Genomic DNA, 13,223 nt, shown 5'->3' with positions numbered 1-13,223 from the left:
CGCCGCCGGCCGGGTCGAGTACGCGGACTCCGGCTGCTTCGCCTACGTCAACCAGCAGACCGACTACACCGGCGTGGCTCCGTGGGGCCCGTTCCACCCGACCGGACTGCCCTCACGCGTCACCCGCTGACGGAGGCGGGCCGGTGACATCCCGCGCGACGGAACCGGGCCGCCACGGCCGGATCGGTACCTATCATTCCGCCAGTCCCACCATGGCCGCGTGCACGACCGACGGACGCGCCGTCGGTCGTCGTGCGGTCCACCAACAGGGGAGTGTCAGTGGCAGCAGGGACGGCGGAGGACACCCTCGGCATGCCCGAGGGGTCGGTCGGGGGCCGCACGTTGGGCGGCCTGTGGGCGCGCATCCGTCGCTACTGGCCGCTCGTGGTGGTCGTCGTCTGGGTGGCAGCGTTCGGTGCCGTCGTCGCGACGGAGCGAGCTCCCACGACGTACGTCGGCCGCACCTCGCTGATCGTCTCGTCCAACGACAGGTCCCCCGACCAGGACGCCGTGCTCGTCCAGGGGTACATCGACTACTTCAACGACGGCTCCTATCAGCAGCAGCTGCTCAGCACTGCGGGCGTGACCGGTGACGTCTCGCTCTCGGCCACGACCGCGGCCGCCAGTCCCATCCTGGTGATCAGCGCGACGACGAGCGACCCCGCCACCGCGCAGTCCTACGCGATCGAGGTGGCGAACGCCTTCAAGGACGACATCAACCGGGTCCGGGCCGAGAGCACGGCCCGCGAGCTGGCCGCGCTGCAGGACCAGCTGGACACGGCTCTCGCGTCGGACAACCCGGACGCCGAGGCGGTGGTCGTCAACCTGCAGAACCGGATCGAGCAGCTCCGATCGGACCAGGTCAACGTGCTGCAGGAGCTGCAGCAACAGGGCGGTGTGTCGGTCCAGAGCCCGTCGTTGTCCGGCAACCTCGTCCCCGCCGTGGCCGGCGGTCTGCTCATCGGGTCGTTGGCGGCCCTGGTGCTGGGAGGGCTGTCGCGACGGCTCCACGACGGTCACGACGTCGCCGACAAGATCGGGCTGCGGACGTTGGTGGAGCTGCCGCGGCCGCGTGGCCGGACCGGGCGGCCGCGGCAGGCCCGGCGGCTGGGACAGCTGGCCAACATCGTCCGGACCCAGCTCCCCGGACCTGGGGTGGTGGCCGTCGCCCAGCCCGAGGCCGGGATCGCAGCGACGGTCGTCGCCCGGGAGCTGGCGCGGGAGTGGGCGCGGCAGGGATACCCGACCGTCCTCGTGGACACGGACGGCAGTGGCGACCTCGACGCCGCCGAGGCGATCTCGCCGCAGGTGCGGTTGGGCGACCTGCAGGGGCTGTCGTTCCTCCATCTCGCGCCGCGCTCCACCGACGACGCGCCGGTCCTGTCGGTGAGCAAGGTGGGCGAGCTCCTCCAGCAGGAGACCCTCGCCGGGCAGTACGTCGTGATCGAGGCGCAGGCCGTGGTGCGTTCGACGACGGCCCAGGCCATCTGCCATGCCGCTGACCAGACCGTCCTCGTCGTCGACACCACGGTCAGCCGCGTCCCCTCGGCTCGCGAGGCGGTCGCCGTCCTCCGTCACATGGGCGCGAACGTGATGGGCGCCGTGGTGGCCTCCCTGTCCGGGGACGCCGGCGAGGAGGACGTGCCGGACAGGCGACCGAGCCCGCCGCCGGGCCGGCACGCCGAGGGCTCCTACCGGCCCACCGCGGAGCTCGACGGGCACGGCGGCCGACCGCCTGCCGGAGACACGGCGTCAGCGATTCCCTCCCGAGGCGCCCAGTCGGGTCCGGAGTGACCGTCGCCGCGCCGAGCGCGCCCCGTCTGCCGTGAGCGGCCCCCCACGGGCGGCGCTTCTCCGCACGCGCGCGGCGGGACCGGAGGCGGCGGTCGTGGCAGCGGCGGTCGGGGCCACCGGCATCGTGGCACTCGGGCTGTCGGTGATGGCTCCCGCGAGACTGGGCCCCCTGCTCCTCGCGGGAGCCGTCGCGGTGATCGCGGCGGTGCTCGGCCTGCGCAGCCCCGTGCTGGCCTGCGCGTACCTCCTCCTCACCACCTTCTTCCGGCTGGCGGTGCCGTCCGGGACGCTCCCGGTGGACCCGTTCCTCCTCGCCTTCGCGGGGGTGCTCGCGTCCGTCTGGCTCCGGGCACGACCGTGGCAGCGCCGGACGGCGGGGATGACGGTCGACCCGGTGACCTGTGTGATCGGGCTCTACATCGTCTGGAACCTGCTGTCCATCGTGGTCCCGCACGCCCTCCCGGCGGGATCGCCCTGGGTGCCCGAGCCCTTCCCGGTTCTCCGCTTCGTGCTCATCGGCACCGTGCTGCCGTTCTCGATGTTCCTGGTGGGGCGCTACCTGTTCACCACCGAACGGGCGCTCCGGGTGCTGCTGGGGTCCATGCTCGCGGCGGCGGCGTACTCGGCGGCGGTGAGCATCCTCGCGTCCACCGCGCCGCAGCTGGTGTGGCCGAGGTACATCGTGGACACCCCCACCTGGACGGGCCGGGCCGTGGGCGTGTTCAACCAGCCGGTGGTGAACGGGCTGGTGCTCATCATCGGGTTCCTCGTCGCGACGCTCATCCTGGCCCACGACAGGGAACGGCCGGTCCTGCGCGTGACAGCGGCCGTGGTGGGGGGCGCCAGCCTCTACGCGATCTACCTCACCCACACCCGCGCGGTGTGGCTCGCGTTCGCGCTCGTCGTCCTGATCGGCGCTGTGGCGGCCAGTGGGTCCCGCGCCGGGTTCGCGCTCGTCGGTGCGGCGCTCGTCGGGGTGGTGGCGACGAGCTGGGACACCTTCACCAGCGCCGACCGCAGCGCCGGCGGTGTCGGGTCCGTGGGGGAGTTGCACGACCGGCTGAACAGCATCGCGACGTCGATCTGGGCCTTCCAGCAGGAACCCCTCACCGGCTGGGGCATCGGCCGCTTCCCTGCCGTCAACACCTACCACCACCGGGCGTGGTCCCCGGAGATCCCGTGGGAGCGTGGCTTCGGGATCGTCTCCCACCTGGACGGTCTGGGCATCCTCGTCGAGCTGGGCATCGTGGGGCTGGCGCTCTGGCTGACCGTCCTCGTCCTGGTCTACCGAGGAGTCGGTGCGGCGGTCCGGCGTCTCCCCGCCCACGGGGTGTACGGCCGCGCCCTGGGGCTCACCGCCCTGCTCTGCCTGATCGCCCAGTCGGTCGTCGGTCTCACCGTGGACCTCCGGTTCTTCGACTTCCCGAACGTCGTCGTCATGCTCTTCGCCGGCGCGGTGATCGGCTGGCAGCGGGAGCAGGCCCGCCGGTCCGACACCGGCGTCGTGGCTCCTCCGGCCGCCACTGCCGTCGCCGTGACCCCGGGAGGACGGGTACGCGACGAGGACCCGGCACGCGTGTCCGCCGTGGGGCTTCGCGGCGGTCGGGTCGGGACCCGAGACGGGAGAAGCGGGACGTGGACCTGAGATGAGAGAGCCCCGACGCACCGCACGCGGACGGCGCGAGACGTCCCCTGCCCGGCCGCTCAGGGTGACCTTCATCGTGCCCGATCTCGCGTTCGGGGGAGCCGAGCGGCACGTGACGACCCTGGTGAGCCGGCTCGACCCACGCCGGATCGAGTCCTCGGTGATCTGCCTCGGCCACGAGGGACAGCTGTTCCCGTACCTGGCTGGGAGCGGGGTCCCGGGCGTGGCCCTCCACCGGACCAAGCGGCAGGCGCTGGGGTGCCTCGCCGATCTCGTCCGGGAGCTGCGGAGGACTGCACCGGACGTGGTGGTGCTGCGCGGGTACAGCGCCGAGCTGCTCGGCCGGCTGGCGGCTGTCCTGGCCCGCGTCCCGCACGCGGTCATCTGGGTCCACAACTGCGGTGAGCTGGAACGGCGGACGGTCGTGAGACGGCTGACCGACGCCCTGCTCGGCCCGGTCACCGACGCGTACTTCGGCGTCGCGCGTGCACAGCTTCCGTACCTGGTGGAGCGGCTACGACTCCCGCAGCGGAAGGTGCGGATCATCCACAACGGGGTGGAACCCGCGCAGTTCGGCAACGCGGTGGCCCCGGGGACCAGGTCGGCGCTGGGGTTGCACGAGGACGACCTCGTCGTGGGGATCGTGGCCGCGCTGCGGCCGGAGAAGGACCACGAGACGTTCCTGCGGGCCGCTGCGCTGGTCGCCGCCAGCGACGCGAGGGCGCGGTTCCTCGTCGTCGGTGACGGACCCCCGCGGGCGGACCTCGAGGCCCTCGCGCGAGAGCTGGGCGTCGCCGACCGGGTGCGCTTCGCGGGCGCCCGCGACGACGTCGCGTCTCTGTTGTCGGCCATGGACGTCTTCGTGCTCAGCTCCTCCAGCGACTGCTTTCCGATGGCGCTGCTCGAGGCGATGGCCTCGTCACGTCCTGCCGTGTGCACGGCCGTCGGAGGGATCCCGGAGATGGTGCAGGACGGGGCGACGGGGTACCTCGTGCCGCCGCGGGACCCCCCGGCGCTCGCGGACGGGATGCTGCGCCTACTGCGCTCGGAGGAGCAGCGGATGGCCTTCGGGGCCGCCGCCAGGGCGCGCGTGGAGGCGGAGTTCTCCCTCCGGCGCAGCGTCGAGGAGGCGCAGCGGCACCTGCTGGACGTCGCGTCCCCTCCACGCGCGGGGGGCGCGGGGCGCGGACCACTCAAGCTGGCCCTGGTGCTCGACGAGGCCTACGTCGGTGGGGTCGAGCTGGTCATGCTCGACGTCTTCCGTGCCTTCGACCGCGACGTCGTGGAGCCGGTCCTCGTCTGCCTCCGGCCACCCGGGACGCTGGCGGCCGAGTACCGCGCGGCGGGTTTCCGGGTGGAGAGCGCGGGCCGGACGGGTCGCTACGACCTCCGGACACTGCCCCGTCTGGTCCGGTTCCTGCGTCGTGAGAGGGCGGACGCCGTGCTCGTCACCCACCACCACCGTGCGTCGCTGGCCCTCGGCCGGATCGCCGCCCGGGTGGCCGGCGTCCCGGTGACGATGGTCGCGGTGCACGGCATGGACCTCACGAAGGTCGGTAAGCGGTGCCTGCCCCGGTGGGCCGTCGCGACGCTGCGGGAGGCCGGTGCGCTGGTCCTGCTGTCGCCCAGCCAGGGCGAGTACCTGCACCGCGAGGAGGGCGTGGGCCGACACCCGTGGAGCCGCACGCGGGAGGTCGTGATCCACAACGGGGTCACCGTGCCACCGCTGCCCGACAGCGCGGTCAAGGCCGCGGCGAGAGCCCTGCTGGACCTCCCGCCGGATGCCTTCGTGGTCGGGATCGTGGCTCGGTTGAGCGAGGAGAAGGCCCACCACGTCCTGCTGCGGGCGTTCGCGGCCCTGCGCACGTCGCAGCCCGGTGCCCGGCTGGTCGTCGTCGGCGGCGGTCCACGCGAGCAGGAGCTGCGCGCACTCGCCACGGACCTCGGCCTCGGCGACAGCGTGTGCTTCACGGGTGTCCGGCGTGACGTCGGTGCGCTGCTGCCCGCCTTCGACGTCTCCTGCTTGTCGTCGGTCTACGAAGGTGTCCCCATGGCCGTCATCGAGTCGATGGCGTCGGGGCTCCCCGTGGTGGCGACGGACTGCGGGGCGCTGCGCGACATGGTCGTCGACGGGGAGCAGGGGTACCTCGTCCCCGTGGGGGACGCGGAGGCACTCGCCGACAGGCTGCTCCGACTCGCCACCGATCCCTCGCTCCGGGAGCGGATGGGAGCGGCGGCGCGCAAGCGCGTCGAGGAGCAGTACCGGATCGAGCAGACGGCCCGCGGTTACGAGCAGCTGGTGGCGGACCTGGTCGGGGGCAGGTGAGCGGGTGCGCCCTCCGGCCGGCGCTGTCGATCACGCGGTCAGCAGCAGGATCCAGTCACCGTCGCCCCCGGCGTTCTCGCCCGGCGTGGTGAACGTGCCGGACACCGGCACCGGCGTCCGGGTACCGGACGTCGGGTCCACCCAGGAAGCCCGCACGCCGGGGGCCAGGGCGTCGACGTCCACGGTGACGGTGCGGGGGGTGGGCAGGTAGACGACGGCCTGCCGGCCGTCCGGTGTCCGCGCCGCGGTGGCGTAGTCGTTGTCCAGCACGTCCATCGGGGTGTCAGGCTCCACCCGGGTGCCCCGTCCCGCCGTCACCAGCTCGTCGGCGGTGTCCGGCACCAGCTCCCACCATCGCAGGCTCGCGAACAGCTCGCGCAGCCGTCCGACCTGCGCCACCGCGGGGGTCGACAGCCGGGTCTCCCATCCCGGCTCGAACTTCCAGTCGTGGCTGCCCATCACCTCGCCGGCAGCGCCGGAGGTCAGGCTCCACACCACCTGCCGCCGGAGGGTCTCGTCGGTGGTCGGCGCGGACTCGGGCTGGTTGTTCTCGTCCTCGTAGTTGGCCTCGCCCATGACCGCCGGCAGGGGAGGCGTCCGCGCGTAGGCCTCCAGGACGGCGGAGTAGGTGGGGTGGTAGGTGTAGACGAAGTTCCAGTCGATCCGCCGGGCCCAGAACGGGTTGTCGGTGGACAGTGACTCGTCACCGAGCAGCTGGATGGAGAACGGGCGGCCGTCACCCGCCTCCCGCACACCGCGCATCATCGCGTCCCAGCACCGGTCGACGTCACTGCCTGCCGCGAGGTCGTCGGTCCCCGGGTCGTAGTCGCCACCGGTCACCCACACGAGGTTGGGCAGCTCGGCGAACCGTTCGGTGAGCCGCTGGCCGTAACGCCTGCACTGCTCGATCGACCGGGGGGTGAACGAGAGCCCGATGGTCCAGCCGTCGACGGGGTAGAGCAGCACGGTGATGCCGTGGTCGGCGGCCATCCGCAGGTAGGACGTCATCCGGTCCCAGTAGGGCTCGTTCCACCGCAGGACGTCTCCGTGGAGGAACGGCTCGATGCCGTCGTAGGTCCTGCCGTCGTCGTGGGGGCCGCCGTTCCCGACGGAGCCGAGGAGGGAGACGATCGCCGCGTTGTACCCCTGTCGCTCCCGCGTGGAGAAGTAGAGCTCGGCCTGGGCGGGGGAGAGGTCCGTCATCAACGACCAGGGCGCGTCACCCTTGAGGAGGATCGGCTCCCCGTACTGGTCGAGGAAGTGGCGACGGTCAGGGCTGATGGACGTGATGTAGGGCGGCCCCTCGACCGTGGCCCTCGGCGTCGCCGAGGGCCACGGCGTGTCAGGGGAGGCGTCTGCACCGGGTATGCGCACAACTGGTCCTCGGTCGGGGTCCTGCCCGACGCAGCCCCAGACCCCGAGGCCGACCACGAGCAGGAGGGTCGTCAGGCCCCAGGCACGGCGGCGCGGGGAGCGCGGCCACCTGGCGGGCTTCACGGGGATCATCTGCACTCGCTGGGGACACTGGTGAGCAGGAGCGCGGACCTCGGGCACGGGAGGCTACGACACCTGCCGGGGCCGCCGCTACGCCTGTCGGGCCCCGGCGGTCGCCGGTCCTCCTCCGGTCCCCGAGGACGGCCCCTGGGCCGGTTTGTGCAGGTACACGATCCGCGAGCGGAAGGTCCGGTAGAGCCACATCGCGGGGCGGCCCAGTCTCCCGATCACCCGCATCGACGGCCGCACGTGGCCGTCGAAGAACTCCTGCTCCGCGAAGCGGTACTCGTACCCGATCTCCCTCCACAGCACGCGGTAGCACGACGTCGCGACGTATCGCGTCGACTCCGTGGCGAACAGCGCGTTGTGGTCGGCCGTCTCGTCGGCCGACAGTCCTGCCTGCCATCCGTTGCGGATCCCGGCGAGAGCCCACAGCTTGTACCACCAGCGGTGCTGCAGGACCCCGCCGAACGGGACGAACATGTGCCCCTCGATCGGGGCGTACCGCGCCGGGATGACGTGGAGCGCGTGACCGCCCGGCCTGGTGATCCGGAAGAGCTCCTCGAACGCGCGCGCCTGGTCCTGGACGTGCTCGAAGACCTGGTCCGAGATGACCAGGTCGAAGGTGTCGTCGGGATAGGGGAGGCGCAGGTCCAGCAGGGTCCCGGTCGTGATGTGCTCGCGGTCGGTGCCCACCAGGCTGCGCCCGTCCCCGACGTCGTAACCGGAGGCGTTGACGAACCCCATGGCCCGCAGGTCTCGCACGGTCCGGCCGGCGCCGCAGCCGAAGTCGAGGATCCGGGCGGTGCTGGGGAGATCCACTCCCAGCGTGTCCAGTACGGCGAGGTTGAGCACCCGCTCGCCTGTGGCACCCGTCGGGACCGTGTCGACAGCAGCGGTGGGCACCGGCGCCTCCTGAGGGCGGCTTCCTCGGACCGTGCGAGGCGGTCGACGAGTGGGTGTCGGGTTCTTCGGATCTGCAGAGGTGGGTCGAGAGCGCCGCCCAGCATCGCAGCGGGGTGTGTGGGGGACAAGGTCCCCGCTCCGGCGCGTGGAGCATGGACGACGGCGCCGGTGGGTCCTACGGTGCGGCCCATGTCTGACGCGGCCCCGGAGCGTCGTGCGCCGACCGTGGAGGCGCAGGTCCGCTTCTGGGACGAGTGGAACCTTGCCAAGCTCGCCTCCGCGGAGCGGAACTCGCTGCAGGTGGAGCAGCTCCACTGGGTACGTCGGATCGCGGAGCGCCTCGCGGCGTCGGAGCGGGAGGACCGTCCGCTCCGCATCCTCGACTTCGGGTGCGGAACGGGCTGGCTCGGTGCCTCGCTCACGGACCTCGGCGACGTCACGGGGATCGATCTCTCCCCGGCGGCGGTCGAGCACGGCCGCCGCGAGTTCCCCGGTGTGCGCTTCCTGGCAGGTGCGTTCTCCGACGTGTCCCTCGTCGGACCCTTCGACCTGGTGATCAGCTCCGAGGTCATGGCACACGTGGCCGATCAGGAGGGCTATGTCCGCCGCGTCGCCGAGCTCCTGCGTCCCGGCGGCACGTTCCTGCTGATGACGCAGAACGGTTTCGTGTGGCGTCGGTGGAGCATGTTGCGCCCGACGAGCGAGGGGATGATCCGCAACTGGCCGCGGCTGAGGGACCTCCGGGCCGTGCTGAGGGCCAGCGGCTTCTCCATCGTGCGGATCGGGTCCCTGGAGCCGTCGGGGGACCGCGGGATCCTCCGCGTCGTCAACAGCCGCGCCCTCCGCGGCGGCTTCAAGCTGCTGCGCCTGGGGGCCTTCTGGCAGGCGACGCTGCGGCGGGCGCTCGTGGGCCGGGACCTCGCCATCGAGGCCCGTCGTCGCTGAGACGGTGACGCGCGGGTCGTCGGCCCGGGATCGATCCCGGTCAGGCGGCCAGCGCACGCGGGAGGCACTGGGACAGCCACAGCTCCAGCATGAGCAGGGCGATGAGGCTGCGCCGGGCCGACTCGTCGCGGGACCCCTGTGCGGCCCGCAGGGCCCGCTCCACGGCCGAGCGGTCCAGGAACCCGGTGTAGCGCGCCCCCGGGTCCAGGAGGGCCTCCGTCAGGACGCCGCCGACCTGGGACTCGAACCAGGCGCCGGTGGCCTGCCGGAAGAACCCGACCTTCCTCCGGTGGATCACCTCCGGCGGGAGCAGCCCCTCGGCAGCCACCTTGAGGGCGTACTTCGTCACCGATCCGTGGACCTTGAACGCAGCGGGGATCGTGGCGCAGTACTCGACGACCTCGTGGTCGAGGAACGGCACCCGGACCTCCAGGGAGTGCGCCATCGACATGCTGTCGAAGTAGTGCAGCATGCTGTCGACCAGCGCCAGTTGCGCGTCGAGGTAGAGCGTCGCCGGCAACGCGCCCACCGTCCGGGGGAGCGAGGCGGCGTGGACGTCCACGGCGCGCCGCGCGGCGCCCGGGGGGACCGCGGCCAGTCCTCCTCGCAGCGCCTCACGACCGAAGGACGGGAGCGCGCTCATCGCGAGCACCCGGGAGGCCGGGTCCGGAGCGCGTGAACTCCGCACGAGGCGGCCCCACTCGCCGGGCAGCGCGCCCGCGACGCGGTCCCCGACCACCCGGCCGAGTCGCGGCACCACCCGGCTGGTGTCGAGCAACGCCGCCACGCGGTGCTTGCGGTACCCGCCCAGCAGTTCGTCGGCTCCCTGCCCCGACAGGGCCATCGTCACCTCCTCCGAGGCGACACGGGACAGGGAGAAGAACCCCAGCGCCGACAGGTCGGCCGTCGGCTCGTCCAGGTGCCAGGCCAGCGCTGGGAAGTCCGGGGCGTCGGAGGTCATGGACAGCTCGACCTCGTGGTGGTCGCAGCCGAACACCTCGGCGACGCGGCGTGCGGCCGGCAGCTCGTTGCCGTGCTGGTCCTCCGTGAAGCCCACGGAGAACGTCTTCACGGGGTTCTCGAGCCTCGGCGCCATCAACGCCACGACGAGGCTGGAGTCCAGTCCGCCGCTCAGCATGGCGCCGAACGGCACGTCGCTCATGAGCCGGAGCCGGACCGCCTCGTCGAGCTCCTGCAGCAGCCCCTCGGCGTAGTGCCGCACCCCGAGGTCCACGGGCCCGGGTGACGGGACCGGGTAGTCCCACCACCTCTCGACGCGGTGCCGGCCGCCCTCCACGACGAGCCGGTGGCCGGCGGGGAGCTTCGAGACGCCGGCGAACGGCGTCCGTGCCCCGGGGAAGAAGCCGAGCTCCAGGTAGGCGCTGATCGCCTCGAAGTCCAGGTCCAGCGGCACCAGGCCGCTGGAGACGATGCACTTGAGCTCGGACGCGAAGACGAGGCGCTCGCGCGCCCACGCGTAGTACAGGGGCTTGATCCCCATGCGGTCGCGCACGAGCACCGCACGGTCGTTCTCGGCGTCCCACAGCGCGATCGCGAACATCCCGCGCAACCTGTGCGTGAACCCGATCCCGTGGCGCCGGTACAGGTGGGGGATCACCTCCGTGTCGCACCGGCTCCGGAAGCGGTGGCCGAGGGCCTCGAGCTGCCGGCGGAGTTCCGCGTGGTTGTAGATCTCGCCGTTCTGCACGGCGGTCACGCGCCCGGTGTCGTCGCTGAAGGGCTGGTGGCCCCCCTCGACGTCGACGATGCTCAGCCGCCTGGCCCCGAGCGCCACGCCGTCGGCACGGAACAGGCCGTCGTCGTCCGGCCCCCGGTGCACCATGGCGGAGCTCATGCGCACGACGGCTGCCTCGTCGACGGGCGCGAGTGCCCCGTCGGTCGCGACCACGCCGCAGATGCCACACACCGGCGCCTCCCTCTCGTCTGGTGCCCGGTCCCGACGCCGTCACGCGACCGGCGACGAACGCCCCGCCGAGTGCTGCTCGTGCGTACCTGCTCCGTCGAGGACGGTCACACCCGCGGGGTCCGCGAGGTCGATGACCACCGTGCGGGTGTGCCCGCCCCACTCCTGGCGCACCGTGAGGTGGTCCTCAGCGGCGGTGACCCCGAGGGTCTCCGGGTGCGGCTCCGGCCCGGCCACGTGGCGGATCGACGTGACGTGGGCCCACGGTCCCCCGGCCGTACTCACGGTCCCGACGTGCCAGGCGGGGACACGCTGCTCCAGGTGTGGAGCGGTCCAGCCGAGCTGCGCCACGTCGTCACCGCGGGCCCGGAACGGCTCGAGCGGCACCGAGGCCCCGTAGGAGAACTGCACGCGCGTTCCGCCCTCCACGGTGACGAGGTGCGCTCCGGGGAGGCTCTCGACGGCGGCACCACTGCTCAGCGGCCAGCTCACCCGGTAACCGTGCCGGCGCCGCGCGTCGCAGAAGTCGACGACGAGACAGCAGTCCTCGTCCGGTGGCGCGACCAGCCACCGCCGGTGCAGCACCCGGTCGGGCAGCCTCGTGTACCCGTCGTGCTCGGCCGCCACGATCCCCCGGTCGGCATCGACGTGCAGGAGGCTGGCCCGGGCGTGGCGACGCCACAGGAACAGGCCGCCGGGTACGGACTGGCTGACGTCGTCGACCTCCACCGTGGCGTGCGCCCGCGTCGCCCGGTGGGCCTCCCGCCACGGGCGGTGCCGGTAGTAGCTGCCGGTGCCCGGGTCGACGACGACCGGGGTGCCGTGGACGTCGACGGTCACCGACAGCGCGTCCGCGTGCCCGTGCGCCGCGAGCGGCGCCTGGCCCAGGGGACCGGCGTCGAGGACGACGCGCCGCCGCGACCGGCCGCGCAGGACCACCACACCGCTGTCGAGCGCGACCAGGTCCTCCGCGACGGCGGGAGGTGGGTCCGTGGAGACGGGCGGACGGCCGCCCAGCCCGTTCCGCAGCACGGCGGCCGCGAAGTCGTCGCCCCCCGGAGGGGCCGGCCAGCCCATGACCGCCGCCAGGCCGGCCAGGTGGGCCTGCACGCTCCTGGTCCGCTCCGGCTGCAGCCGCAGGGCGAAGCACTCGTCGTCGTCCCCGTACCACGAGGTCGGCTCCCCCGGGTGGACCAGCGAGCCGAGGTACGCCCCGCTCCGACGAAGCGCGTCGACCAGCGCGCGAGGGGGCGTGTCCCCCCGGTCGGCCAGCGCCGCGACGACGAGCAGGAGCACGTCGGCGGTGAACACGTGGTAGCGCAGCGACTGCTCCACGCCGGAGCCGTCGGGCAGGACCTGGCGGTCGGCCTCGCGGACGAGGACCTCGAGCGCGCGCCTCTCGTTCCGGCGGGAACGGGGCAGCTCGGGGAACAGGACGGAGGCGATGGCCACCCCGCCCATCTCGCCGATCAGGTGGTTGTTCGCCGAGCTGAAGAGGGATCGTTCGGTCCAGCTCTTCCGCACGGACCGGTCGAGCACGTCCAGGACCGCGGACTCGGTGTCCGCGTCCAGCCCCTCCCAGTTCCTCAGCCCCTGCAGCGTGAAGGCCAGGGAGATCGCGCGGACGCCTGCCTCGAACCCGCCCAGCCAGGCGATCCCGTGGCCGGGTGGGTTGTGCCGGATCCAGGACCGGAGGTCCCGCCGCGCGCCCTCCGCGAACCCGGTCTCGCCGGTGACCATCCAGGCCTCGACCAGGAGGGGCAGGTGCTGGAGCCGGTTCAGCTCCCAGATCCACTTCGGGTCCTGGCCGGCGAACCGGTAGTCGATGCGCCTGGACGGCCCGGTGGGCCACCGGTGGCCGGTGATCGGGTCGAGGTGCCAGTCGACCTCCGGGCCCAGCACCGTCGTCGGGTTGCCGAAGAACCGGAACGAGTGCCCGAGGGCCTCGCGAGCCGCCGCCACGAGCTGCGCCGCCGCGTTCGGACGGCTCCCGGCGGCGGCGCGGACGGCCACGGGGTCGAGCAGCCCGGACCGGCGGGCACCCGCCCCGCGCGCGGGCGGCCGGGACCGGCTCCTCCGCGGAGCCGGGCCGAGGCCCTGCGCCAGGCGGCCGGCGCGCCAGAGCACCTCGGCCGGCTCCATGGCGCGCAGCCGGTGCGCGTACCAGGTGAGGGTGCCCTGCGCCACGG

Annotated in this window: 8 protein-coding genes; 4 read left to right on the top strand and 4 right to left on the bottom strand. The window is 73.0% G+C overall.

Annotation, left to right across the window (positions count from 1 at the left end; all coding sequences use genetic code 11):
• Positions 1–279: 279 nt before the first annotated feature.
• The 3 genes from ACI8AK_RS09985 (at position 280) to ACI8AK_RS09975 (ending at position 5,765) form a co-directional block, all read left to right on the top strand.
• Positions 280–1,794: a hypothetical protein gene (locus ACI8AK_RS09985; protein ID WP_456956096.1), complete on the top strand. Its 1,515-nt coding sequence runs from the start codon at positions 280–282 to the stop codon at positions 1,792–1,794.
• A 94-nt stretch (positions 1,795–1,888) separates the two neighbouring features.
• Positions 1,889–3,439, top strand: coding sequence for an O-antigen ligase family protein (locus ACI8AK_RS09980; protein ID WP_456956095.1), 1,551 nt, complete (start codon positions 1,889–1,891; stop codon positions 3,437–3,439).
• Between the two features lie 76 nt (positions 3,440–3,515).
• Positions 3,516–5,765: a glycosyltransferase gene (locus ACI8AK_RS09975; RefSeq protein WP_456956093.1), complete on the top strand. Its 2,250-nt coding sequence runs from the start codon at positions 3,516–3,518 to the stop codon at positions 5,763–5,765.
• 30 nt (positions 5,766–5,795) lie between these two features.
• On the opposite strand, the gene ACI8AK_RS09970 is transcribed toward ACI8AK_RS09975, so the two are convergent.
• Both ACI8AK_RS09970 and ACI8AK_RS09965 read right to left on the bottom strand, forming a co-directional pair.
• A complete protein-coding gene (locus tag ACI8AK_RS09970; RefSeq protein WP_456956092.1) occupies positions 5,796–7,271 on the bottom strand; it encodes an apiosidase-like domain-containing protein in 1,476 nt (491 codons plus the stop codon).
• 78 nt (positions 7,272–7,349) lie between these two features.
• A complete protein-coding gene (locus ACI8AK_RS09965) occupies positions 7,350–8,165 on the bottom strand; it encodes a class I SAM-dependent methyltransferase (protein ID WP_456956091.1) in 816 nt (271 codons plus the stop codon).
• A gap of 189 nt (positions 8,166–8,354) precedes the next feature.
• Here ACI8AK_RS09965 and ACI8AK_RS09960 point away from each other — a divergent pair, with 189 nt between their 5' ends.
• A complete protein-coding gene (locus ACI8AK_RS09960; protein ID WP_456956089.1) occupies positions 8,355–9,110 on the top strand; it encodes a class I SAM-dependent methyltransferase in 756 nt (251 codons plus the stop codon).
• Between the two features lie 40 nt (positions 9,111–9,150).
• Here ACI8AK_RS09960 and asnB read toward each other — a convergent pair whose 3' ends face one another.
• A complete protein-coding gene (gene asnB, locus ACI8AK_RS09955) occupies positions 9,151–11,037 on the bottom strand; it encodes an asparagine synthase (glutamine-hydrolyzing) (RefSeq protein WP_456956087.1) in 1,887 nt (628 codons plus the stop codon).
• A 39-nt stretch (positions 11,038–11,076) separates the two neighbouring features.
• A complete protein-coding gene (locus ACI8AK_RS09950) occupies positions 11,077–13,221 on the bottom strand; it encodes a heparinase II/III domain-containing protein (RefSeq protein WP_456956085.1) in 2,145 nt (714 codons plus the stop codon).
• Positions 13,222–13,223: the final 2 nt, after the last annotated feature.

It is taken from the genome of Geodermatophilus sp. SYSU D00867, from assembly GCF_054050315.1.
This window is presented reverse-complemented; position numbering and strand designations above follow the sequence as displayed.